The organism is Paenibacillus sp. B01 (genome assembly GCF_009649995.1).
GTDB lineage: Bacteria > Bacillota > Bacilli > Paenibacillales > Paenibacillaceae > Paenibacillus_O > Paenibacillus_O pasadenensis.
In genome coordinates this window covers 5619038-5643547 of sequence record NZ_CP045802.1, presented here as the reverse complement: position 1 = coordinate 5643547, position 24510 = coordinate 5619038, and the positions used below count along the sequence as shown (strand labels likewise).

Annotated in this window: 22 protein-coding genes; 13 read left to right on the top strand and 9 right to left on the bottom strand. The window is 65.1% G+C overall.

Features of this window, described 5'->3' with window-relative positions; translation table 11 throughout:
• Window positions 1-84: 84 nt before the first annotated feature.
• The 5 genes from GE073_RS24115 to GE073_RS24095 all read left to right on the top strand — a co-directional run bounded on the left by GE073_RS24115 (window position 85) and on the right by GE073_RS24095 (window position 4810).
• Entirely contained in the window at window positions 85-834 is a 750-nt protein-coding gene (locus GE073_RS24115; RefSeq protein ID WP_028600189.1) for a polyphosphate polymerase domain-containing protein, read from the top strand.
• A complete protein-coding gene (locus tag GE073_RS24110) occupies window positions 831-1514 on the top strand; it encodes a DUF4956 domain-containing protein (protein WP_153784559.1) in 684 nt (227 codons plus the stop codon). The genes GE073_RS24115 and GE073_RS24110 overlap by 4 nt, the downstream gene beginning before the upstream one ends.
• A gap of 29 nt (window positions 1515-1543) precedes the next feature.
• Window positions 1544-3850, top strand: a complete 2307-nt coding sequence (locus tag GE073_RS24105; RefSeq protein WP_194843479.1) for a carbohydrate-binding domain-containing protein — start codon at window positions 1544-1546, stop codon at window positions 3848-3850.
• Between the two features lie 285 nt (window positions 3851-4135).
• The gene (locus GE073_RS24100; RefSeq protein ID WP_043111725.1) at window positions 4136-4516 is read left to right on the top strand and encodes an AbrB/MazE/SpoVT family DNA-binding domain-containing protein; all 381 of its coding nucleotides are present in this window, start codon (window positions 4136-4138) and stop codon (window positions 4514-4516) included.
• Window positions 4517-4810: a type II toxin-antitoxin system RelE/ParE family toxin gene (locus GE073_RS24095; RefSeq protein WP_101807524.1), complete on the top strand. Its 294-nt coding sequence runs from the start codon at window positions 4517-4519 to the stop codon at window positions 4808-4810.
• A 565-nt stretch (window positions 4811-5375) separates the two neighbouring features.
• Here the strand turns inward: GE073_RS24095 and GE073_RS24090 are convergent.
• From GE073_RS24090 to GE073_RS24065, 6 genes are read right to left on the bottom strand one after another with little or no spacing between them, the layout of a single operon-like run.
• The gene (locus tag GE073_RS24090; protein WP_028600192.1) at window positions 5376-5618 is read right to left on the bottom strand and encodes an HPr family phosphocarrier protein; all 243 of its coding nucleotides are present in this window, start codon (window positions 5616-5618) and stop codon (window positions 5376-5378) included.
• Window positions 5619-5678: 60 nt separating this feature from the next.
• Entirely contained in the window at window positions 5679-6605 is a 927-nt protein-coding gene (locus GE073_RS24085; protein ID WP_153784557.1) for an AEC family transporter, read from the bottom strand.
• Between the two features lie 9 nt (window positions 6606-6614).
• Window positions 6615-8021: an NAD-dependent malic enzyme gene (locus GE073_RS24080; RefSeq protein ID WP_153784556.1), complete on the bottom strand. Its 1407-nt coding sequence runs from the start codon at window positions 8019-8021 to the stop codon at window positions 6615-6617.
• Window positions 8022-8081: 60 nt separating this feature from the next.
• Window positions 8082-9608: a tripartite tricarboxylate transporter permease gene (locus GE073_RS24075; protein WP_028600195.1), complete on the bottom strand. Its 1527-nt coding sequence runs from the start codon at window positions 9606-9608 to the stop codon at window positions 8082-8084.
• Between the two features lie 15 nt (window positions 9609-9623).
• Complete coding sequence (locus GE073_RS24070) at window positions 9624-10094, bottom strand: tripartite tricarboxylate transporter TctB family protein (RefSeq protein WP_028600196.1); 471 nt, start codon at window positions 10092-10094, stop codon at window positions 9624-9626.
• Between the two features lie 51 nt (window positions 10095-10145).
• A complete protein-coding gene (locus GE073_RS24065) occupies window positions 10146-11171 on the bottom strand; it encodes a tripartite tricarboxylate transporter substrate binding protein (protein ID WP_028600197.1) in 1026 nt (341 codons plus the stop codon).
• Window positions 11172-11352: 181 nt separating this feature from the next.
• Here GE073_RS24065 and GE073_RS24060 point away from each other — a divergent pair, with 181 nt between their 5' ends.
• On the top strand, window positions 11353-12939 hold the full coding sequence (locus GE073_RS24060; protein WP_153784555.1) for an ATP-binding protein: 1587 nt from the start codon (window positions 11353-11355) through the stop codon (window positions 12937-12939).
• Window positions 12936-13628: a response regulator gene (locus tag GE073_RS24055; RefSeq protein ID WP_153784554.1), complete on the top strand. Its 693-nt coding sequence runs from the start codon at window positions 12936-12938 to the stop codon at window positions 13626-13628. The genes GE073_RS24060 and GE073_RS24055 overlap by 4 nt, the downstream gene beginning before the upstream one ends.
• A 171-nt stretch (window positions 13629-13799) precedes the next feature.
• Here GE073_RS24055 and GE073_RS24050 read toward each other — a convergent pair whose 3' ends face one another.
• Together GE073_RS24050 and GE073_RS24045 are read right to left on the bottom strand one after the other, a co-directional pair.
• A complete protein-coding gene (locus tag GE073_RS24050; RefSeq protein WP_028600200.1) occupies window positions 13800-14717 on the bottom strand; it encodes an aldo/keto reductase in 918 nt (305 codons plus the stop codon).
• Window positions 14718-14923: 206 nt separating this feature from the next.
• The gene (locus tag GE073_RS24045) at window positions 14924-15862 is read right to left on the bottom strand and encodes a diacylglycerol/lipid kinase family protein (protein WP_052333531.1); all 939 of its coding nucleotides are present in this window, start codon (window positions 15860-15862) and stop codon (window positions 14924-14926) included.
• A 218-nt stretch (window positions 15863-16080) separates the two neighbouring features.
• On the opposite strand from GE073_RS24045, the gene GE073_RS24040 reads away from it, so the two are divergent.
• The 4 genes from GE073_RS24040 to GE073_RS24025 all read left to right on the top strand — a co-directional run bounded on the left by GE073_RS24040 (window position 16081) and on the right by GE073_RS24025 (window position 20545).
• On the top strand, window positions 16081-17007 hold the full coding sequence (locus GE073_RS24040) for an iron-hydroxamate ABC transporter substrate-binding protein (RefSeq protein ID WP_028600202.1): 927 nt from the start codon (window positions 16081-16083) through the stop codon (window positions 17005-17007).
• Window positions 17008-17188: 181 nt separating this feature from the next.
• The gene (locus GE073_RS24035; protein ID WP_043111726.1) at window positions 17189-17611 is read left to right on the top strand and encodes a MerR family transcriptional regulator; all 423 of its coding nucleotides are present in this window, start codon (window positions 17189-17191) and stop codon (window positions 17609-17611) included.
• Window positions 17612-17618: 7 nt separating this feature from the next.
• Entirely contained in the window at window positions 17619-18860 is a 1242-nt protein-coding gene (locus tag GE073_RS24030; RefSeq protein WP_153784553.1) for an MFS transporter, read from the top strand.
• A 221-nt stretch (window positions 18861-19081) separates the two neighbouring features.
• Window positions 19082-20545, top strand: a complete 1464-nt coding sequence (locus GE073_RS24025) for a DEAD/DEAH box helicase (protein ID WP_153784552.1) — start codon at window positions 19082-19084, stop codon at window positions 20543-20545.
• A 228-nt stretch (window positions 20546-20773) separates the two neighbouring features.
• Here GE073_RS24025 and GE073_RS24020 read toward each other — a convergent pair whose 3' ends face one another.
• Window positions 20774-20926: a DUF1540 domain-containing protein gene (locus GE073_RS24020; RefSeq protein WP_084137510.1), complete on the bottom strand. Its 153-nt coding sequence runs from the start codon at window positions 20924-20926 to the stop codon at window positions 20774-20776.
• A gap of 261 nt (window positions 20927-21187) precedes the next feature.
• On the opposite strand from GE073_RS24020, the gene GE073_RS24015 reads away from it, so the two are divergent.
• Together GE073_RS24015 and GE073_RS24010 are read left to right on the top strand one after the other, a co-directional pair.
• Complete coding sequence (locus GE073_RS24015; protein WP_194843478.1) at window positions 21188-22879, top strand: methyl-accepting chemotaxis protein; 1692 nt, start codon at window positions 21188-21190, stop codon at window positions 22877-22879.
• A 166-nt stretch (window positions 22880-23045) separates the two neighbouring features.
• On the top strand, window positions 23046-24455 hold the full coding sequence (locus GE073_RS24010; protein ID WP_194843477.1) for a DUF3500 domain-containing protein: 1410 nt from the start codon (window positions 23046-23048) through the stop codon (window positions 24453-24455).
• Window positions 24456-24510 lie beyond the last annotated feature (55 nt).

The window sequence follows — 24510 nt, the reverse complement described above, 5'->3', positions numbered from 1 at the left end:
CTTCGCTAAAGGTTGACCCTCTAAGCTAAAGCCAGCACGACGGGGACGCCCGCCGATACGACAGCCGAAAGGGGCGATGGGATCATGGCGATCGAGGTGTTCAACCGGTACGAGAACAAGTACCTGATGGATGCGAAAGCCTTCTATGACCTGTACAACCGCCTGATGGAGCATATGCAGCTGGACGAGTTCAACCGGAACGACAAGTTCTATGCCATCAGCAACCTGTATTACGACACGGAGCAGCACACGCTCATCCGCACGAGCCTGGCCAAGCCGAAGTACCGCGAGAAGCTGCGCATCCGCGCTTACGGCGTGCCGGGGCCGGACGCCAAGGTGTATCTGGAGCTGAAGAAAAAGGTGAGCGGACTCGTCAACAAGCGCCGGACCGCGATGCGGCTCGGCGAGGCGTACGGCTTCGCCCGGAGCGGCGTGCCGCCCGAGTGGCGCGAAGGCATGAACCGGCAGGTGATGAGCGAGATCGAATACTTTCTCAGCCGCTACGAGCTGCGGCCGATGGCCTATCTCGCCTACGACCGCATCGCGCTGTTCAGCAAGGAAAGCCGCGACCTGCGCATCACGTTCGACACGAACATCCGCTCCCGGCGGCATGACCTGCGGCTGGAGGCCGGCGATTACGGCGAGCCGCTGCTGGAGCGAGGACAATGGCTCATGGAAGTGAAGGCGGAGAAGACCGTTCCGGTCTGGCTGTCGCGGCTGCTCTCGGAGCTCGGCCTGTACCGGACCGGCTTCAGCAAGTACGGCAACGAATACAAGAAGAACATCCGCGGCGCAGGGGCGCCCGTCATCGAAAGGGAGAGAATCGTGCTATGATCGAATCCATCTTCGGCACCGCCGCTGCCGGCGAGTCCGCGCTCACGCTCGGCCATGCGCTGCTGACGCTCGGCGTCGCGATCGGGCTCGGCCTGCTCATCAGCCTGACCTATATGAGGACGCAGCCGGCGTACAGCCCGAGCTTCACGCTGACGATGATCGTGCTGCCGACGATCGTCGCCATCATCATCCTGCTCATCGGCAGCAACATCGCCCGGGCGTTCAGCCTGGCCGGAGCGTTCTCGATCATCCGCTTCCGCAGCGCCCCCGGCGACGCCAAGGACATTTCCTATGTGCTGTTCTCGATGGCGGCCGGCCTCGCCTGCGGCGTCGGGGCTTTCGGCTATGCGGTCCTGTTCACGATCGTGCTCTGCGCGCTGATGCTCGTGCTGAAGGCAGTCAAGTTCGGCGCGAGCCGCCCGGCGATGAAGACGCTCAAGGTGACGATACCCGAGAGCCTCGGCTACGAGGAGGCGTTCGCCGAGGTGTTCCGCCTGCATCAGGTCGAGTACGAGCTGAAGCGGGTGCGCACGACCGAGCTCGGCAGCTTGTATGAAGTGATGTACTCGGTCCAGATGGGGCCGCAGACGAACCAGAAGGAGTTTCTCGACGCGCTCCGCGTCCGCAACGGCAATCTCGACATTACGCTGACGATGAGTCCCGTCGTGCAAGAGTATTGAACCTACCTCGTGTGGAAAGGAAGATGACGATGAATGTATCGGTAAAAATGGCCGGCCTCGTCCTGCTGTCCGCCATTCTGGCGGCCGGCTGCAGCGACGGAGCGGCGGATACGGCTGCGGAGGCCGCAGCCACAGGGAGCGAGGCCGCGGCTGACGCCTCGGCGGAAAGCGCGGCGGCTGCCGCCAAGCTGGCGAGCGTCAAGCTGAGCGATATCGCGTCCTATGACGAGGATGACCTGGCGGTCGAGTGGGACGCTTCGGCAGCGACGACGATCACGCTGAGCGGCGCTGGCGCCAGCGTCGACGGCGCCGGGGCAAGCGTGGACGGCGGCATCGTCACGATCTCGGCCGCCGGCACCTATGCAGTCAGCGGCTCGCTGACGGACGGCCGCATCGTCGTGGACAGCGCGGACGAGGGCGCCGTGCGTCTCGTGCTGGGCGGAGCGGAAGTGTCGAGCTCCAGCGGTCCGGCGATCTGGGTCAAGCAGGCCGGCAAGACCGTGCTGACGCTGCAGGAGGGCACGTCGAACCGGCTGGCCGACGGCGCGGCCTATGCCGAGCAGGACGAGGACGGCGAGCCGTCGGGCGCGGTGTTCAGCAAGGACGACCTGACGATCAACGGCGCGGGCAAGCTGTCCGTGACGGCCCGTTTCAACGACGGCATCGTCGGCAAGGACGAGCTCAAGATCGTCAGCGGCACGATCGACGTGACCGCCAAGGACGACGGCATCGTCGGCCGCGACCTGCTGGCGGTGAAGGATGCCGTCCTGACGGTGAAAGCGGGCGGCGACGGCTTCAAGTCGACGAACGACGGCGAGGAAGGCAAAGGCTATGTGGCGCTGGAGGGCGGCAAGTATGACGTGGCCTCGGGCAGCGACGGCTTCCAGGCGGCGAGCTCGCTGCTCGTCGGCGGCGGCACGTACCGCATCGTCAGCGGAGGCGGCAGCGCCGAGGCGGAGCCCCATCAGGAGGAGGGCTTCGGCTTCGGCGGCATGGGGCAGCGCCAGCAAGGCGGAGCCGGAGAGGGTACGGGGAACGGGGCAGGCACAGGTACGGACACAGGCGTGGAAAATGGAACGGGCGACGAGGGCACGGAGACCGATGCGGAATCCGGCAGCGCCAAGGCGTTCAAGGCGACCGTCGGCATCTCCATCGCGGACGGCGACTTCGACATCGACGCCAAGGACGATGCGGTCCATAGCAATGGCGCGGTCGCAATTAGCGGCGGCCAGCTGGCGATCCGCACCGGCGACGACGCGGTCCATGCCGACGCCTCGCTCGCGATCAGCGGCGGCATGATCAACATCGCCGCCAGCTACGAAGGCTTGGAGAGCGCCGACATCGCCATCAGCGGCGGCGAGATCCATGTCGTCGCCAGCGACGACGGGGTCAATGCCTCGGAAGGCAGCACGGAGGAGACGGCCGCATCACCGACAGGCACGGCGGGACAAGGTCAAGCGCCGGCTGAGGAGCAGGGCGCCGCCGATGGCGCATCCGGACAGGGCCAAGGCGGTCCGGGCGGCGAGCCAGGAGGCCAAGGTGGCGGCCCGGGCGGCGGCTTCGGCGCGGCGGGCAAGGCGCGGCTCGCGATCAGCGGCGGCTATCTCGTCGTCGACGCGGAAGGCGACGGACTCGATTCCAACGGCTCGATCGCGATGTCCGGCGGCACCGTCATCGTGAACGGCCCGACGAACGGCGGCAACGGCAGCTTGGATTACGACGGAACGTTCGAGCAATCGGGCGGACTGCTCATCGCCGCCGGCAGCTCCGGCATGGCGCAAGCTCCGTCGGACACCTCTTCCCAGCGCTCCGTATCGATGACGTTCCCGTCGGCTCTCGCGGCCGGCACGCTCGTGACGCTGGCGGATGAATCGGGCACGCCGCTGGTGAGCTTCGAGACGTCCAAGACGATCCAGAACATCGTCATCGCCTCGCCGAAGCTGGAGTCCGGCAGAACCTACAGCTTCTATACGGGCGGGACGTCCGGCACCGCAGCGAAGGACGGCCTGTACGAGGGCGGCTCGCTCAGCGGCGGCATGGAGGTCGTAAGCTTCGAGCTCGGCGATTCGGCTGTCACCTATGTCGATGAATCGGGCGTCACGACCGGCGGCGGAGGCATGGGCGGAGGCCGCGGCGGCTTCGGCGGCCAAGGCGGAGGGCGCGGTCAAGGCGGCATGACGCCTCCCGATGGCCAAGGCTTCGCCCCGCCGGACGGTGCTCCAGGCGAGCCTCCTGCGCAGGGGGACGGTCCCGGCAGCACGACGCCGGGCGACAGCTCCGCTCCGGGCGCGGCCGGCTCGGCTTCCGGCGCGGCCGGCGCCGAGAGCGGCGCGTAGCCTCTTTCGCATCCGGAGCGTGCGAGCCTCCCTTGGAATTGGCGCGTGCGGCATGGAAGCCCCAGGCAGGCGATAGCCTGCCCGATCCAGCCAACTAAAAGGCCGGCGAAGCTCGATGCCAGGCATGCGGGAAGCCGCCCTCCACTACGTCGCAGGACGGGGTGGAGGGCGGCTCTGCTTTTGCTTAAACGTGCAAGAATCCCTCTTTTCCAATCGCAACGAAAGGTGTAAAGTAAAGAAGAATGGAAACAAAGAAAATGAGAAAAAAGGAAAATGGGGTATACTATGGCAATTGCAAATGAGGTGATGAACGGTATGGAATGGAAGCGTGCGCGAGTCTCGCCGAAGCGCCAAGTAACGATACCTCAAAAGTTGTTCGAACAGGCGGGCATCCAGGATGAAGTCGAATTCAGCATCAAAGGCAGCCACATCATCATTCGGCCCGTGCGTGAACAGGCTGGGAACGACTATTATGCCGATTTGATTCTTGCCGATCTCATTCAGGAAGGTTATGTCGGTTCCGAATTGCTCTCTAAATTCCGCGAGAAGCAGCAGGCTTTGAAAGCCGCCGTCAAAACCATGATTTCCGAATCCCAGGATGCCGCTCGCCACTTCGAAGGCTCCGACCGAACGGAAGCCATCTTCGGCGATGTGATGGAGGATTAGATGCTTCCCGTCATCTATCTTGGTCCTGCGGAACGCTACTTCAAAAAGCTCGTCGAGAAGCCGCTGAAGCGTGCGTACTTCGATGCGATTCTCGCCATTCGTCATGATCCATCAATCGGGGAACGAAAGACCGGGGATCTTTCGGGCTTATTCGGCTACGATGTCTCTTATAAGGAAACAAATTATGAGATCGCGTACCGTGTCGAAGAGAACGAGGAAGGAGAACTGGTCGTCATTATCCTGGCTGGTTCTAGGGAAAACTTTTACGATCAGCTGAAAAGATGCTTGAAGTAGGACAAACGAAAGGAGCCGTCTCTGAGACGGCTCCTTTTTTGATATCTTTTCAGGCTGCTGAGACTGTGGGAAAAATAGGATCATGGAAACGAACCTCTTAAAGCGGGTATTGCATGCGGCCGTAATGAATTCAAGCTGGCGGTGTGCGAGCGTTCGTCGGCATCAGCGCGTCCTAACGTCATTTTTGCCTTTAGGGAGCGCGGTTCGTCGGTATGAGCGCGTCCTAACGTCATTTTTGCCTTTAGGGAGCGCGGTTCGTCGGCATGAGCGCGTCCTAACGTCATTTTTGCCTTTAAGGAGCGCGGTTCGGGGGCCTTCGCTCTCTGCAGAAGCCAGAAGCGAAACGGAGTCCGTGTGGAAGAAGAAAGCGGCAGCGCTTTTTTCCTTGATGGACTTCGAATTCACCTAGGAACAATATCCCCCCTAGGGCGTGTTTGCAAACCCGCTCAGGGGCATCTATCACCGCCTTTTTGCCCCCTGCTTCGTCACGCAGGGATCAAAAATTCGGCCCCATCTGCTTCCTTCGGGGTATGCAAACACGCCCTGGCGAATCCGCCTCCGGCCGCTACTTCATCCGCACGCGGAGCCCCGCGGCGGCGAAGGCGTCGAGCAGCGCGACCGCCGCGTCGACCTCGTCCGGGCCGTGGATCTCGAGCGTGTAGCATTCGTCCCGCACCAGCGTGACGGTGAGGCCGAGGATGCTTTTGACGTCGATGCAGCGGCCGCCCGCATGCAGCACGATGCTGGACTCGAAGCCCGACGCCGTACGGTTGATGTCGATAATTTCCTTCGTTCCGATTCCGCTCATGCTTCATTCCTCCTGATGGCCTCTCGGGCCGAGTAACGAGAACGTTTTATGCCGCCCGCCTCATCCAAACAGCTGCTGAGCGGCGAACACGGTCGCCGCCACGGTCAGCGAGCTGAGCAGCGTCGTCAGCAGCACCGCCTCGGCGGCGTAGTCGGGATCGTTGCCGTGCTCCATGGCGAACTGCGCCATGTTGCGCGAGCAAGGGAACGAGCCGGCGATGAGCAGCGCCTGCGCGGTCACGCCGTCCAGGCCGAGCGCGAGGATGAGCGTCAGCGCCAGCGCCGGAGAGATCAGCAGCCGGCCGGTTGCCGTCAGCAGCAGCGGCAGCGACGGGCGCCGCAGCCGCAGCCCGGCGATCTGGGCGCCGAGCGTGAACAGCGCCACCGCCAGAAAGGCGGACGCGACCGTGTCGATCGGCCGCCAGATGAAATCCGGCAGCCGCAGCCCCGTCGCCTGCAGCGCGATGCCGGCCAGCATCGCAAGCACGATCGGGTTCAGCGCCAGTCCGCGCAGCGCGCGCCAGCCTGGCGTTTCCACCCGCATCGCGTTGAACAGGCCGTACGTGTTCGTGACGAGCGTCTGGAACAGCGTCACGATGACCTGGATGGACATCCCGACCGGCTGCGCAGCGAAGACGAGCTGGCTGACCGGCAGGCCGAAGTTGCCCGAGTTGAACAGGACGATGCTGTTGCGGAACGTCGAGGCGGTGCGCGCCTCCAGCCGCAGCCAGCGCGCGGCCGCTTCCGCGGCGAGCATCAGCAGGCCGTTCTGCAGCAGCAGGAACAGCGCGACCTGCAGCACGAGCGTGGCCTCGAACCGCGCCTCGTACAGATTCGCGAACACGAGCGCCGGCAGCAGCACGCTGCCCGTCAGCCGCGACAGCGTGCGCGGATCGAAGCGCAGCCGGCGATGGAGCAGCGCGCCGAGACCGAGCAGCGCGAACACGGGGAAGATGACCTGCAGCAGGATGAGCAGAAAGACGCCCATGACGGCGGATCAGCGGAAGTCGCGCGGAATGCGGCGGGCGACGCCGGTGTCGATCGCCGCCTGGATGACGGCCGTCCGCACGCGCTGCACGACTTCCTCGTTGAACACGCTCGGGATGATGTAGGACTCGCTGAGCTCCTCCTCGCTGACGGAGCTTGCGATCGCCTCGGCCGCGGCCAGCTTCATCGGCTCGTTGATGGAGCGCGCCCGGCACTCCAGCGCCCCGCGGAAGATGCCGGGGAAGCAGAGCACGTTGTTGATCTGGTTCGGATAATCGCTTCGTCCGGTCGCCATGACGCGAACGTACGGCTCCGCCAGCTCCGGCTCGATCTCCGGCTCGGGGTTCGCCATCGCGAACACGATCGGATCGCGGGCCATCCGCTGCAGATGCTCCACCTTCAGCACGCCCGGTCCCGATACGCCGAGGAAGATGTCGGCGCCGGCGATGGCCTCGTCCAGCCCGCCGCTCTCGCCATGCGGATTGCTGTGCTCGGCGAGCCAGCTCCACATCGGATTGTCGTAGGCCTCGCCCGCGCGGATCGCCCCGTGCCGGTCGACGCAGACGACGTTGCGGAAGCCTGCGGCGAGCAGCATTTTGGCGCAGGCGACGCCCGCCGCGCCGATGCCGACGATGACCAGCTTGACGTCCTCGCGCCGCTTGCCGACGATCTTGAGCGCGTTGAGCATGCCCGCCAGCATGACGACGGCGGTGCCGTGCTGGTCGTCGTGGAACACGGGGATGTCGAGCTCCTCCTTGAGCCGCTCCTCGATCTCGAAGCAGCGCGGCGAGCTGATGTCCTCGAGGTTGATGCCGCCGAAGCCCGGCGCGATGTTCTTGATCGTGCGGATGATGTCCTCCGTGTCGGTCGTGGCCAGGCAGATCGGGAATCCGTCCACGCCGGCGAACTGCTTGAACAGCATCGCCTTGCCCTCCATGACCGGCATCGCGCCGTACGGCCCGATGTCGCCGAGGCCGAGCACCGCGGTGCCGTCGCTGACGATGGCGACCGTATTGCGCTTGATCGTCAGCGAGAACGCCTTGGACTCGTCCTCATGGATCGCCCGGCACACCTTGGCGACGCCCGGCGTGTACACATGGGACAGCTCCTCCCGGTTTTTGACCGCGATGCGGGGCGTCACCTCGATCTTGCCGCCGAGATGGACGAGGAACGTGCGGTCGGAGACGTTGACGACCTTGAGGCCCTGCAGCGAGGACAGATGGGAGACGAGCGCTTCGCGGCGCTCGTCCGGCACGTGGACGGTGATGTCGCGGATCGCCGTCTCCGGCGACGAGCGGATGACGTCGGTGGCGACGATGTCGCCGCCGCAGGCGCCGATCGTCACCGCCACCTCGCCGAACGAGATGGCGGACTTGCGGATTTCCAATCGGATGATGATGGTCGAGCTGGATGCCATGGCGGATCTTCCTTTCCGGTCGGACGGGGATGAGGAAAGGGAGCGTCGCCGCTCCCCTCCTTACGCTTCTTCGTTGATGATCACTTTTTTGCCGCGCAGCTTGAGCAGCAGCGGCACGAGCAGCCACAGGACGGCGACGAGGAGGAAGGCGAGCGAGATCGGCTTCGTCAGGAAGATGCTGAAGTCGCCGTTCGACGCCGTGAGCGCGCGCCGCATGTTGTTCTCGATCATCGGCCCGAGCACGAGGCCGAGCACGAGCGGAGCGAGCGGATAGTCGTTCTGCGCCAGGAAGTAGCCGGCGATGCCGCAGCCGATGAGCAGCAGCAGGTCGAACGTCGTGTACTGCACCGCGTAGACGCCGAACACGGAGATGGCGATGATGATCGGCAGCAGGTACTTCGGCGGCGTCTCGATGATCTTGGCGAACACCTTGACGAGCGGCATGTTGAGCACGAGCAGCATCAGGTTGCCGATGAACATGCTTGCGATCAGCCCCCAGGCGACGCCCGGATGGTCCTCGAACAGGAGCGGGCCCGGCTGCACGTTGTACATGATGAGCGCGCCCATGAGGATCGCGGTCGTGCCGGAGCCGGGGATGCCGAGCGTGAGCAGCGGGATCATCGCCCCGCCGGAGGCCGCGTTGTTGGCCGACTCGGGCGCGGCGACGCCGGCGATGGCGCCCTTGCCGAACTTCTCGGGATTGCGGCTGAGCTTCTTTTCCATGATGTAGCTGAAAAAGGAGGCGAGCGTCGCGCCGGCGCCCGGCAGCACGCCGATGAAAAAGCCGAGCAGCGAGCCGCGCGCGATCGGGCCTGCGCTTTCCTTGAGATCCTGGCGGGTCGGCAGCACGCGGCCGACCTTGATGATCTCGCCTCCGCCATAGTCGCGGTGCAGCACCGTCTTGAACACCTCGCCGAGAGCGAACAGGCCGACGGCTACGGTGAGGAATTCCAGCCCGGAGTACAGCACCGGCACGTTGTAGGTGAAGCGGGCGACGCCGGAGACGTTGTCCATGCCGATCGTCGCGAGCAGCAGGCCGAGCACGGTCATGATCAGCGCCTTGGTCATCGACTTGCCGGCGAGGCCGCTGACGGCGGCGAGGCCGAGCAGCATGAGCGAGAAATATTCCGCCGGACCGAACTTGATCGCCACCTCGGACAGCGGCTTCGCCAGCAGCACGAGCGCGACGAGCGCCACGATGCCGGCGACGAACGAGCCGATCGCCGCGATCGAGAGCGCCGCTCCCGCCCGGCCCTGGCGGGCCATCTGGTAGCCGTCGAGCGTCGTCACGACGGACGAGGACTCGCCCGGCGTGTTGAGCAGGATCGACGTCGTCGAGCCGCCGTACATCGCGCCGTAGTAGACGCCGGCGAGCAGGATGATCGCGCTCGTGGCGGCGGACGCCGGATCCTGCCCGCTCGTCAGCGTCGCCGTGACCGGGATGAGCAGCGCCACGCCGCTCATCGGGCCGATGCCGGGCAGGACGCCGACCGCCGTGCCGATGAGCACGCCGACGAAGGCGAACAGCAGGTTTTGCCATTGCAGGGCCGAAGCGAAGCCGTCGGCAAGGAATTGCAGCGTTTCCATGGGGACAGCCTCCTTCTACCCGAGATTCATCCAGGAGGGAAAGCCGGGCAGAGTGCCCTCCAGGACTTGGACGAACAAATAATAGACGCCGAACGAAAACAGCGCGGACACGAGCAGCGAGACGAGCCATCGGCCCCGCTCGATGACCTGGAAGCCGAGCAGGAGGAAGAGGAACGTGCCAAGCACGTATCCGATGTCCTCCAGGAAGTACGCGTACAGGAGCGCGGCGCCGACGAGGATGCCGAAGCGCTTGTAGTCGAGTCTCGGCTTCTCGCCGCTTGCCGCGTCCGTCATCCGGCCGCGGAGCGTCTCATAGAGCAGCCGCGCGCTCAGCAGGATGAGCAGGATGCCGAGCCCCATCGGAAAGATATCCGGACCGACGTTGCTGCCGTAGGAGCTCTCGCCGATCTTGCGGCTTTCCCAGACGAAGGCTGCGCCGACCAGCAGGAACGCGACGCCGGCGTACCGGTCGAAGATGCGGTTCATGATGCCTCACCTCGCAAGAATGGAATCGAAATCAATCGGAAATACTCGGTGTTACTTAGCCATGCCGAGCGCGGTCAGCAGCTCTTGAATCATCTTTTCCTGCTCGCCGAGGAACGCGGCGAAGTCGTCGGAGCCTTTGAATTCCGGCTCCCAGGCATTGGCCGCAAGCTCTTTCTTCCACGCGTCCGAGTCGTTCAGCGCCTGCAGCTTCTCGGCCCAGTACGCCTTCTGGTCGTCGGTCATTTCCTTCGGTCCGAACACGCCGCGCCAGATCGTGAACTCGGCGTCGATGCCGGACTCCTTGAGCGTCGGCACGTCCTTGAAGTCGCCGCCGAGGCGTTCCGGGGACGTGATGCCGAGCACGCGCACCTTGCCGGCCTTGAGGTACTCCGACGCGCTGGAGATGTCGGTGCCGATGGCGTCGGCGTTGCCGCCGAGCAGCGCCGCGATCGCTTCGCCGCCGCCGTCGTAGGAGACGTACTTGACCGCCTTCGGGTCGATGCCGGCCTTATAGGCGGGCAGCACCGTGATGAGATGGTCCATCGAGCCCGGAGCCGAGCCGCCGGCGACCGTCACCTTCGTTGGATCCGCTTTCAGATCGGCCATCAGCGACTGGATGTCGGCATGCTTGGAGTCGGCCCGCACGACGATCGCGCCGTAATCCTTGGTCAGCTGGGCGAGCGGCGTCGCGTCCTTGTAGCCGTAAGGGCTGTTGCCTTCCTTCTTGAGGTTGTTGATGAGGATCGGCGGCGAGCTGACGAACAGCCGATACGGGTTCTTCTTGTCCTGCGTGGCGTATTCGGCCATGAATACGGCGCCGCCGCCTCCGGGCTTGTTCTCGACGGTCATCGTCTTGTCGACGAGCTTGGTCTCGCCGAGCACCTTCGTCAGCGAGCGGGCGGTCTTGTCCCAGCCGCCTCCGGCTCCGGACGGAGCGACGACGACGATCGGCTTGGACGGATACGAGCCCGAGCCTCCGGAGCCGCCTCCCTCTCCGCATGCCGTCAGCGCGGACATTGCCGCTGCGGCCGCCAGCGCGGCGACGACCGGTTTCCATTTCCACGAATTGAATTTCATGACGCTTCCCCCTTGTGGTATAGTACGGATACTCCAATCAAGCGCCAATCCTTTATGATAGCGGTTACAATTGTGACTGTATCATGAACATATTCCAGCCGGCTATATTGCGCGCATACCTTGCATTTGCCGCATTTCAGCCATTTTGTTCATAAAAACCACGGAAAGGACGAGCCGACCGATGCGCCTGCAAACGAAGCTGACGCTGCTCCTCTGCGCGCTTACCTCCATCATCCTGCTGCTGCTGTCGCTCGCCTTTCGGGAGATGCTGCTCGATACGTACAAGAAACAGGAGGGCTCCAAGGCGCTCAATCTGGCGCAGATGGTCGCGGCCATTCCCGACGTCCGGGACGCTTTTGCCGAGCCGGACCCGTCGCTCATCCTGCAGCCGATGGTCGAAGAGATCCGCCGCCGCACCGATGCCGAATTCATCGTCGTCGGCAATGCCGAGGGCATCCGCTACGCGCATCCCAATGCGAAGCTGATCGGCCAGCCGATGGTCGGAGGCGACAACGGGCCGGTGTTCGCCGGTCAGTCGATCGTGTCGGAGGCGACGGGCACGCTCGGCCCGTCGCTGCGCGGCAAGACGCCGGTATACGGCGCGGACGGGAGCATCATCGGCGTCGTGTCGGTCGGCATTCTGACCGAGGACATCGAGCGCGAATCCCGCAGCTTCCTGCTGCCGATCGCCGCGCTCGCCTTGGCCGCGCTCGCCCTGAGCGCGCTTGGCGCGGCGCTCATCGCGCGCCATGTGAAGCGCGCCATCCACGGCCTCGAGCCGGAGGACATCGGGCGGCTGTATCGCGAGCAGGAGGCGGTGCTCGAGTCGGTGCGCGAGGGCATCGTCGCCGTCAACAACCGGGGCGAGGCGACGCTGCTCAACCAGCAGGCGATGCGGATGCTTGGCCTCGAGGACCGCGCGCAGCTGCTCGGACGCCCGGCGCGCGGGATTTTGCCCGACGCGGCCTTTCCGCGGCCGGGCGAGTCCGAGGCCGCGGCCTACGGCGAGGAGGCGATTGTCGGCACGCGCGCGGTCATCGTCAGCCGGGTGCCCGTCAAGGATGCCGGCGGCCGCGTCGTCGGCGCCGTGTCGAGCTTCCGCGACCAGTCGGAGCTGTACCTGCTGACGCAGCAGCTGTCGCAGATGCAGCAGTACGCCGACGGCCTGCGCGCGCAGACGCATGAGTTTTCCAATAAGCTGCATACGATCTCGGGGCTGCTCCAGCTGGACCAGTACCGCGAGGCGGTCGCGTTCATCGCCCGGGAGTCCGACAGCCACAGCAGCCGCATCGGCACGATCCTCAAGGAGATTCCCGATCCCGTCATCGGCGGGCTGCTGCTCGGCAAGATCAACCGCGCGCAGGAGCTGCGGGTGGAGCTGGAGGTCGACGAGGACAGCACGTTCCGCGACGTGCCGCCGGAGCTTGACCGCTCGCAACTCGTGACGATCCTCGGCAATCTGATCGACAACGCGCTGGAGGCGGTCAGCCACGACGGAGAGGGGCGCGTCGCCGTGCTGCTGACCGATCTCGGGCCGGATCTCGTGCTGGAGGTGGAGGACAACGGCTGCGGCATTCCGGAGGAGGCGGCCGAGCGCATCTTTGAGGTCGGCTATTCGACGAAAAGCAAGGAGAGAAGAGGCTACGGCCTGGCGCTCGTGCAGAGCTCGGTCCGCCAGCTCGGCGGCTGGCTCGAATTCCAGCCGGGCGAACGCGGAGGCACGCGCTTCACGGTCGCCATCCCCAAGCAAAGGAGCGATTCGCCATGATTCAAGTGCTCATCGTCGAGGACGACGTGCGCAACGCCGAAATCCACCGCCGCTTCGTCGGCAAGGTGGACGGCTTCGAGGCGGCCGGCGTCGCCACGGACGGCCGCCAGGCGCTGGAGCTGCTGGACATCCTGCAGCCGGACCTCGTGCTGCTGGACCTGTTCCTGCCGCATGTCGACGGCTTGGAGCTGCTGCGCCGCATCCGCGCCGGCCATCCGCGCACCGGCGTCATCATGGTGACGGCGGCCAAGGAGCTGCATCGGGTGCGCGAGGCGATCGAGGGCGGAGTGTTCGACTACCTGCTCAAGCCGGTCATTTTCGACCGGCTGCAGGAGACGCTGCTCGGCTTTCGCTCCTACCGCGAGCGGATGGCGGAGCTGGAGGCGGCCGGCGCGCTCGGCCAGTCCGAGATCGACACCCTGCTGAGGCTGCGCGAGCCGGTCGTGGAGCGGGGCCGGCCGACCGGCTATCCGAAAGGCATCGACCAGCTCACCCTCGACAAAGTAAGCGGGCTGCTCGGCGAGGAAGAGGGGCCGCTCACCGCTCCGCTGCTGAGCGCGCGGCTCGGCATCAGCCGCTCGACCGCCCGCCGCTACCTCGAATATCTCGTCAGCGCGGGCCGCTTGCAGGCCGACCTGGCCTACGGCAGCGTCGGTCGGCCGGAGCGGGTGTATCGGCGCAAGGCCTAGCCGCTGCGCGCTCCTTAGCGGCAAGAACGGCCGGAACAACAAAGAGGGCTGTCCCATCGATCGGTTTCTCGACCGATCTTGGGACAGCCCTCTTGTCGTTGCGCCAGCACCAGCCGCCGCCCGGCTCAAATTCAATGCCGCGCCGTCAGCGCAGGCGCATCCGTGCGCGCATCAAGGCAGCACGTTGCCCGCAGCGCGGAAGATCGCGTACCATTCCTCGCGCGTCAGGCGGATGTCGGCCGCACGCACGCAGTCCGTGAGCCGCTCGATGTTCATCGTGCCGGTCACCGGCTGCATGTTCGCCGGATGGCGCAGCAGCCAGGCCATCGCGATCGTCGTCGCGCTGACGCCGTAGCTTTCCGCGACCTCGTCGATCTTGGCGTTCAGCTCGGGGAATTTGGCGCTGCCGAGGAACACGCCCTCGAAGAAGCCGTATTGGAAAGGAGACCAAGGCTGGATCGTGATGTCGTGCAGGCGGCAGAAGTCGAGCACGCTGCCGTCGCGGTTCACCGCCGATTCGTTTTCCAAGTTGACGTTGAAGCCCTGCGAGATCATCGTGCTGTTCGTAATGCTCAGCTGCAGCTGGTTCGCGACGAGCGGCTGCTTGACGAATTTTTGCAGCAGCTGGATCTGCATCGGGTTCTGGTTGGAGACGCCGAAGTGGCGCACCTTGCCGGAGCGCTCCAGCTGGTCGAACGCCTCGGCGACCTCTTCCGGCTCGACGAGCGTATCCGGGCGATGCAGCAGCAGCACGTCCAGATAGTCGGTGCGCAGCCGCTGCAGGATCTTGTCGACCGACCCGAGGATATGCTCCTTGGAAAAGTCGAACTGTCCCGAACGGATGCCGCATTTGGACTGAAGGATCAAGCTCTCGCGCACGCTCGGGCTCATGCCGACCGCCTCCGCGAAAATCTCCTCGCACTCGCCGGCGCCGTAGATGTCGGCATGGTCGAAGAAGTTGGCGCCGAGATCCAGCGCGCTGCGGACGAAGCGCTCCGCCCCCGGCTTGTCCAGCGAGTTGATGCGCATGCAGCCGACCGCGACCGCCGGCACCTCCAGGGCGCTTGCGCCTAGCTTGAATGTTCTCATGGATCGATAGCCTCCTTAGGCTGTTAAGGTAGGATGAATCCAGCGGATTCGAATCCGCGTCCTCCTTATTGTGGCACAGCGCAAGCAAGCGCTTCAACCTTTTTTAGAAACCGATTTCACAGTCAGCGCGGACCGGCTCGCGTACCAGGCCTGAACGACGACCGAGGCCGTCCCGTAACGGGACGGCCTCTTTGCTGTCCGGCGCTTCACCGATCGTCCTCCGGCACGACAACCTCGACATGGCCCGGCAGCAGCTGCAGCTCCAGCGGCAGGTCGGGGCCTTCTTCTCCGTCCACGTTCGTCCGCACGCGCTCGGACGAGCGCACGCTTACCTGGCGTGCCGTGAAGGCGACGACATCCTTGTGCTCCCGCAGGCTGCCTGCCCAGAGCGACCAGCCCGCCGTGAGCGTGCCGAGCCAGCCGATGTCCTTGAAAATGAAGCCGTGGATCAGGCCGTCGTCGACAGCCGCGTCCGGCACCATCTTTTCGAAGCCGGCGACCGAATTCGTCAGCGCGGCGACGAACAGCGGCGATTCGCCTTCCCAGACCTCTCCATCATATTCAATCCGCATCGGATAGGCTTTCTGCGAGACCAGCTCCTTGAGCCCTTCCTTGAGGTAGGCGAGCGAGCCCAGGCGGGACTTCTCCTCCGAGCTGACCGCCGCCACCGCTTCGGCGATGTTGCCGGCGGCGACGACGTTCGTGAACAGCCGGTCGTTGATCCGGCCCAGATCGACCGCCCGGACGCGGCTTGAAGCGAGCGCCGCGATCGCGGCTTGCGGATCGAGCGGGAGGCCGAGAGCCCGCGCGAAGTCGTTCACCGTGCCGAGCGGCACGATACCGAGCTGCGGCCGATGCTCCTGGCTCAGCAGGCCGTTGATCGTCTCGTTCAGCGTGCCGTCGCCGCCCGCCGAGACGACGAGGTCGCAGCGCATCCCGCAGGCGGAGCGGCAGAAGCGCGTCGCGTCCTGCTCGCCGGCGGTCTCGCGCAGCTCGACGTCGTAGCCTTTGGCGCGCAGCACGTCTTCGATGTCGCGCGCGTATTCGGCCGCCCTTTCCTTCCCGGAGGAAGGATTGAGGATGACCATCGCTTTGCGGGCCGGCTTTGCCTTTCCGATCTCGTTATCTACCGTGAATCCACTCATGACGACGCCTCCGTCCGCTGGTCCGGCCGCCTCCCGGCGCTGCCGTCGACCGCAAGTCATTACTACGGAATTACCACGAATGCTCCTTTTGCAAACCGCCCGGGAGGAGTCTGTTTTTTCCTATTGACAGGCAGGGGCGGCCCCCTTATAGTAATGAAGTCGCCACTGATAATCATTATCAATTACTTCATGAAACATATAAAAAGGGGTTCTTCATCATGAGAAAATGGCTTGCTCCGATCGCGCTGACGCTGGCGCTCGTCCTCAGCGCCTGCGGATCGAAAAACGACTCCAGCGGCGGCTCCGAGCCGACGGCTTCTCCGGCCGCGACCGGCACGATCACCTACCAGGCGGAATCCGGCCCGGTCGAGGTGCCGGCGAACCCGCAGCGCATCGTCGCGCTGGCCAGCGCGCCGAACGTGCTGTCCCTCGGCCTGCCGCTCGTCGGGGTCGACGAATGGACCGGCAAGAACCCGCTGTTCACGGATAAGCTGGCCGGCGTCGAGATCGTCTCCGAGGACAACCTCGAGAAGATCGTCGAGCTTGACCCGGATCTCATCATCGCCGGCACGCACAACAAGAACCTCGACAAGATGGCGGAGATCGCGCCGACCGTCGCCTACACCTGGGGCAAGCTCGACTACCTGCAGCAGCAGGTCGAGATCGGCAAGCTGCTGAACAAGGAAGCCGAAGCCCAGGCCTGGGTCGACGACTTCAAGACGCGCGCCGCCGAGGCGGGCGAGCAGATCAAGGCGAAGATCGGCGAGGACTCGACCGTATCCGTGTACGAGTATGACGCCAAGAACATCTATGTCTTCGGCAACAACTGGGCGCGCGGCACCGAGGTGCTGTACCAGGCGATGGGGCTCAAGATGCCGGAGAACGTCACCAAGGACGTGCTCGGACCGGGCTATTACGCGCTCTCGAGCGAAAAGCTCGGCGATTACGCCGGCGACTACATCGTCCTCAGCCAGACCAAGGGCATGTCCAACCCGGTCTTCGAAACGGAGACGTGGAAGGGCATCCCGGCCGTCAAAGCGGGCCGCGTCATCACGATCGACACGGAAGCGTCGACCTACAGCGATCCGACGACGCTCGACCACCTGCTGAAGCTGTTCACCGAGCAGTTCCTGGCGCTGCCTTGATCGCGCCCTGACGCGGCGCTCTTAGCGCCGCACCGACATCGTTTCCTCCACCCGCAAGCAGCCTTCGGGCTGCCTGCGGGTTTTTTTTGTTGCTTTAACGTTGACGTGAAGGTGAAGCGGTGGTACGATTGTCGCATAATATTTCAGTAATAAGATATATAGAAAAGAGAGAGTGGGCGCCATGTACAAGATCGAGGACATCGCGCAGATGACCGGGCTCACGAAGCGCACGATCCGCTATTACGAAGAGATCGGCCTGCTCGCCCCGGAGCGGAGCGACGGGGGGTACCGGCTGTACGGAGAGGAGCATGTCGCGCGGCTGCGCAAGCTGATCGATGCTCGGGACGCGCTCGGATTCTCCTTGCAGGAGCTGCAGCAGTATGTGGCGATCCATGAGGAGCTGACGCGGCTGCGGCAGGCGGTGCGGGAGGAGACGGGCGCGGAGAAGCGCGCCGCCGTGCTGCGGCTCGAGGACACGGTGCGGCAGCAGCTGGACGTGATCGACGCCAAGCTGGCCCAGATCGGACGCGTCCGCGACGAGTATCGGGAGCTGCAGGCGCGCATCGACGAGGCGAAGCAAGCATGGCGACAGGAACAGGAGTGACAACAGCGTGGCGAAATCGACTTTGACGGCAAAGGCCGTCCAGGAGGCGGCGCAGCCGTCGTCCAGCATCTTCAACCAGCCCCGGGCCGTATGGGCGGTCTTTTTTGCGGGCGTCATCTCGTTCATGGGCATCGGGCTCGTGGACCCTATCCTTCCGGCCATATCGGAAAAAATGAACGCGACCCCAAGCCAGACGACGCTGCTCTTCACGAGCTACAACGCCGTCATGGCGGTCGCGATGCTCGTGACCGGCCTGATCTCGAGCCGTCTCGGCATGAAGCGGACGCTGCTCGTCGGCGTCGTCATCGTAGCGCTGTTCTCCGGGCTCGGCGGCATCTCCAGCGGCATCTGGGAGCTCGTCGCCTATCGGGGCGGCTGGGGCTTCGGCAACGCGCTGTTCGTCGCGACCGCGCTGACCGCCATCGTGTCGATGTCGCGCGGCGGGGTCACCAAGGCGATCATCCTCTATGAAGCGGCCATCGGCATCGGCATCGCGGTCGGGCCGCTGCTCGGCGGCGAGCTCGGCACGCTGTCCTGGAGGGGACCCTTCCTCGGCGTCGCAGGCTGCATGCTCGCGGCCTTCGTCGCGCTGATCGCGTTCATGCCCAAGGAGCGCAAGGCCGCGGCCGGAACGGCTCCCGCGCGCCGCGCCTCCTTGCTGGATCCGATCCGGGCGCTCGTCCGCCACCGCTCGCTGCTCGTATTCGGCCTCACCGCCTGCCTGTACAACATCGGCTTCTTCACGCTGATGGCCTACGCCCCGTTCGTCATGGGGCTGGAAATCCGCGGCATCGGCTACGTGTTCCTCGGCTGGGGCGTCCTGCTTGCCCTGACGTCGGTGTTCATGGCGCCGCGCCTGCAGCGGGCGTACGGCACGGTCAAGACGATGGGCGCGATGCTGGCGCTGTTCGGGCTGACGCTGCTCGCGATGGCGGTCTGGACCGACGTCCAGTGGGTCGTCATCGCCAGCGTCGTGTTCGCCGGCGCGCTGCTCGGCAACAACAACACGCTCATCACGACCGGCGTCATGAACGCCGCTCCAGTCGAGCGCTCGACGGCCTCGGCCGCGTACAGCTTCCTGCGCTTCATCGGCGGCGCGATCGCGCCTTACATGGCCGGCAAGCTCGGCGAGCGTTACGGCCATAGCGTGCCCTTTTACGTCGGCGCCGGCTTCGTGCTGCTGTCGGTGGCCTTCTTGGCCGCGAACCATAAGCATATCCGCCATGTGGACCAGGCCGAGTGCCACTAGCGCGCGGCCTCCGGGCGAATGGCGGGCCGCTTCTCCCGCAGGCTCCGATGCGGGCGGGAGCGGCTTTTTTTGCCTGACGGCCTGCGATCGGGCGCTGAGGCAGTATATTTCATTCGAAGCTTGCGTTATGATAGAAGGGAATATTCGCGGATTGCAGCTTACGGAGCCTACAAGTTCGACCATACCGTGAAAATAGATCATTCAAAACGATAGGAGACCCAATGAAATTCACTGAGTTGAAGCTGATTTCCCCCATTCTCAAAGCGCTTGAGAAAGAAAGCTACACCGAGCCGACGCCGATCCAGGCGCAGGCCATCCCGGCGGCCCTCGAAGGCCGCGACGTGCTCGGCTGCGCGCAGACCGGCACCGGCAAGACGGCCGCCTTTTCCATCCCGATCATCCAGCGGCTGACGAGCCAAGGCGGCAAAGCCCAAGGCAAGCGCCGCATCCGCTCGCTCATCCTGACGCCGACGCGCGAGCTGGCGATCCAGATCGAGGACAACATCCGGGCGTACAGCCAGTTCACCGACATCCGCTGCTTCTCGATCGTCGGCGGCGTGTCCCAGCGGGCGCAGGAGATCCAGCTGGCGCGCGGCATGGACATCCTGATCGCGACGCCGGGCCGCCTCATCGACCTCATCAACCAGAAGCACGCCGACCTGCAGCATGTCGAGATCCTCGTGCTCGACGAGGCCGACCGCATGCTCGACATGGGCTTTATCAACGACGTCAAGAAGATCATGGCGCGCATCCCGGCCAAAAAGCAGACGCTGTTCTTCTCCGCCACGATGCCGCCGGAGATCAACCGGCTCGTCGAGTCGCTGCTGCATGACCCGGTCAAGGTCGAGATTACGCCGGTCTCCTCCACGGTCGACCGGATCGACCAGTCGGTCTACTTCGTCGACAAGGACAGCAAGCCGCAGCTGCTCATCCATCTGCTGCGCGACCGCTCGATCGAGTCGGTGCTCGTCTTCACCCGCACCAAGCATGGCGCGGACCGCGTCGTGCGCGTCCTGACCAAGGCCGGCATCACCGCGCAGGCGATCCACGGCAACAAGTCGCAGAACGCCCGCCAGGCGGCGCTCGGCAACTTCAAGAGCGGCGCGACGCGCGTGCTCGTGGCGACCGACATCGCGGCCCGCGGCATCGACATCGACGAGCTGGCGCATGTGATCCAGTTCAACCTGCCGAACATCCCGGAGACGTACGTGCACCGGATCGGCCGCACGGGCCGGGCCGGCAAGAGCGGCACGGCGATCGCGTTCTGCGAGGACGAGGAGGTTCCTTACCTCAAGGACATCGAGAAGCTGACGAAAAAGAAAGTGCCCGTCGTAAGCGACCATCCGTACCCGATGGCCGGCGGCGAGCCGGTGCTTCCGTCGCTGTCGCAAAGCCAAGGCGGCGGGAACGCGCGCCAAGGCTCGCGTCCGCAGTCGGGCGGCGCGCGCCAGGGCGGCGGCTCCCAGCAGCAAGGCGGCGGCAACGCGCGTCAAGGCGGGCGTCCGCAGCCGAGCGGCCAGCCGCAGCAGCGTCCCGCAGCCGGCGGCTCCGAAGCGCAGCAGCCGGGCGCAGCCGGCGCCGGCCGCAAGCGCAAGCGTCGCCGCGGCGGCTCCGGCCGCGGTCCAGTCTCCGCCGGAACGGCTCCGTCCGCGCAAGGCGCGCGTAGCGGCCAGCCTCGCGGCTAAGGCGGCTGGCAGCCGGCCTCCGGCATATCGGCGGCCTGGCGCCGCTGATATGCCGGAGGAGGACCATTTCTCGTACGGTACGCAAAGAACCTTATCTCCGCAAATGCGGGCGAGATAAGGTTCTTTTTTTATCCCGTTTTTTTTCATCTCGACTGATAATAAGAATCATTATTGGTTAATATAACAAAAGAGAAAGACGACCGCTGGCACGGCCGCCTTTCGGATGGATCACACTTTCGGTTCAAAGGTTTTGCAGTCGGTTTCGTCGGAATGGCTCGGCTTGCTGCTGCGGCTCACGACATAGATCGAAGAAGCGTTGCAGTGATTGCCGGCAGCCCAGTGCTTGCACGAGTTTACTTCACAGCGCACGTCTTTTGCCATGGATCTCACCTCCTTGGCATTAGGATGGTCGATCAGGATAGCTTTTTATACCTCCATTCGCTCGCCTTGAATCGTTGCAAGATTCGAGCGGGCTTTTTTTCGTTGCTTCGGTGAAGAAGCAATGTGTAAAAAGGCTAGACAGGAAAAGAATTTTTATTAATCCCATCATTCGTTTCGCGGAATACTGTGATTAATCGCTAACAACTTGGCCTTATCATGTCGAAATACATTCTATTCTGTTTTAGAAAGGATTATTTTCGCATGAAGATCAAGCTGAGGCACAAATTAATCGCCATTTTTGTTCTCGTCTCTCTTCTGTTCGGGCTGGCATCCGTCCTTTCCTATTTCAATGAGAAGTCGACACGGGCTTCGTACGCGTACATCACCGATGTGGCCGGGGAGCTCCGCTCCGACGCGCAGACGATCCAGATGCTGTCGGAACGGCAGGTAAGCCGGCTGAGGGCATTCCTGCTGTACGACGACCCGTCCTACAAGGAAGGGCTGTACGAGTCCAATGACGGGATCGACCAGACGATCGCGTCCGCGATGAAGCGGAGCGATGCCAAGGAGGTCCGGGAGCAGCTGGAGCGCATTCAAAAGGCGAACCATCAGTTCCGCCAGATGACCGTGCGCATCATGAACGCTTATCTCGTCAACAAACGGCAAGCCGCGCTGGAGGGGCAGAAGGACATCAAGCCGATCAGCGACGAGATCCGGGCCGAGAGCGACGCGCTGGCCACCTGGGTCGAGAAGGAAGTCATCGAGGTCGTCAAGCTGGAGGCGCAGCGTAAAGCCGAGAAGGGGCAGCTGTTCATCATGGTCATCTGCGGCCTGGCTTCGGCCGCGGCGATCGCCGCCGGCTGGTTCGCCGCGCGCATGATCAGCCGTCCGCTCGCCGGCCTGAACGGCGCCGCGCAGCGGATGGCCGACGGCGACCTGACGGGGGAGCAGCCGCAAGTGCGCGGCCGCGACGAGCTGCGGGAGCTGAGCGACTCGTTCCGCCGCATGTCGGACAACATACGCGGCATGGTCGGCGGCATCGCCGTTCACGCGGGCAGCCTCGGCTCTGCGGCGGAGCAGCTGAGCAGCGGCGCCGAGCAGTCGGCGCGGGCCGCGGAGTCCGTGGCGTCGGCGATCGAGGAGATGGCTGGCGGCGCGGAATGGACCGCCGCGCGGGTGGAGGAGAACCGGGAGACGCTGAAGGAATTCGCCCAAGGCGCGGAGCTCGTCGGATCGACGTCCGCCGAGGTGCTGGAGCTGTCTCGCCGGACGAGCCAGGAGGCGGAGCAGGGCGGACGCATCGTCGCCGAAAACCTGGAGCAGATGCAGACGATCCATGCTTCGATCGAACGCGCGAGCGGCGTCGTGCACTCGCTGTCGGAGCGCTCGCGGGAGATCCGCGGCATCCTGCAGGTGCTGGGCGAGCTGTCTCGCCAGACGAACCTGCTGGCGCTCAACGCCTCGATCGAGGCGGCCCGCGCCGGCGAGCATGGACGGGGCTTCGCCGTCGTGGCCGACGAGGTGCGCTCGCTCGCCGAGCAGTCGCATCGGTCGGCGGGCTCGATCGGCGCGCTGATCGGCTCGATCCTGCAGGAGACGGAGGAATCCGCCCGGCTCATGGAGGAAGCGATGCGCAGCGCGGAGGACGGCGTCGAGGTGTCGCGCCAGGCTTCCGACAAATTCGGCGTCATTCTCGGCGGCACCCGAGGCATTACTCCGCATATGGAGGAAATGGCGGCCGTGGCGCAGCAGATCCGCGTCCGCGCCGGGGAGATGACGGAGTCCGGCCGCCGCATGGCCGAGGTCGCGCAGTCGCATTCGGCGAGCGCCCAGGAGGTTGCGGCTTCGACGGAGGAGCAGCTCGCTTCGATGGAGCAGATGCGCGCCTCCGCCCGATCGCTCGCGGAGATGGCCGACGAGCTGCAGGGGCTGGTCGGCCGGTTCCGTACGTAGGCGGATGGAGCCTTGCCTAGCGGCGGCCAGGATGCCGCTTGCTCCATGCAGCGTCCCATGGGACGGGCTTTTGCCCTCCATGGGGCGTTTTTGCTTTGCCAAAAAACGTATAAAAGGGAGGCGGGAGGAAGAAGCTAGCAGGTGGAAAAAGGAGGAGAACAGAGCCTTGAAGCAGAGCAGGTGGAGAAAAACGGCTGCGATGGCCGTATTGGCGACGGGAATCGGCGCGACGCTGGGAGGCGGCTATCCCGGGCCGGAGGCGCAGGCGGCCCCGGCCCCGGCGCTTGCGCCGAGCTTGATGGCCATGGCGGCCCGAGCGCCGCATGCGCGGAACGAAATGGACGGAGCCGCGCCGTCGCCGCAAGCGTCGAATGCGACGGCGGGAAAGGCGGCGCGGCTGGATGCGCCGCATCAGGCAGCTGGAGCCGCGCCTGCGCCGAATGCGGCGCGCCTGGCGCCGGGCGCCGCCGCGCCAGGACAGGCAGGAAAGCCTGCGCCTCCTGGCGGCAAGAGCGGCCTCGCCGTCGCGGACGCGGCCGTCGGCCAGGCGATGGCGCGGCCGATCGCGTCGTCCGCCGAGGCGAGATGCCCGGCGCAGCCAACCAAGCCGGAGCGGCCGGGCGAAGCGTCCCAGACGGATGCGCCGTCGCGGCTCGTCTGCCTGGCGGTGGCGTTCGAGGCGACGCTGACGCCGCCGCAGCGGGAAGCGCTGCGGCTTCCTTTTACGGCCAAGCATGCCGTCAGCTGGAGCAACCGCCCCGTCGACGAGTTCCCGCGCAACGGCATCGCGCTCGGCACGCTCGGCGAGGACAGCCTGGAGGCGCTCAAGGCGCTGCTGCGGGAGGCGCTCAGCGAGAGCGGCTACGACACGGCCCGAGGCATCATCCTCGCCGACGACAAGATGTCGTCGGCCGCAGGCGGCAATCCGCGCTGGGGCTCGGCGCTGTACCATGTCGCGTTCCTCGGCGACCCGAGCAGCCGCGAGCCGTGGATGCTGCAGCTGAGCGGGCGCCATCTGGCGCTCAACCTCGCCAGCAACACGCGCGAGACCGGCGTGACGCCGATGTTCCTCGGCATCGAGCCGCGGCTGTTCTCCGCCGGCGGACGCGACTGGGCGGTCATGGAGCCGCGGCTGGAGAGCATGTACGCGATGCTGCGCTCGCTGCCGCCCGACCAGATGGCGGCGGCACGGCTCGGCGACAGCCACGCCGACGTGCTGCTCGGCCCGGGCAAGGACGGGCACTTCCCCGAGGCGGAGGGCATCCCTTACTCCCATCTCGGGGAGCAGCAGAAGCAGCGGGTGCGCGCGTCGATCGCCGCCTGGGTGCGCACGGCGGCTCCGGCATCGGCGCAGGCGCTGCTCGCGGCCTACCTTTCGCCCGAAGCGCTGGAGCGCACGTACATCGGCTGGTCGGGCTCGACGGACGACCGCGTGCCTGGCTCGTACGTCCGGATCGACGGGCCTCGCCTATGGCTGGAGACGGTCACGCTGGCGGAGGAGGCGCTGCCCGGCCGCGGCCATGTGCATACGGTGTGGCGCGACCGCAAGGCCGATTACGGCGGCTGCTTCTTTTAGGACGTGCAAGGCATGTTTGCAGCCTAAGTCCGGCTCGGCGGCATTCCGGTCGGTG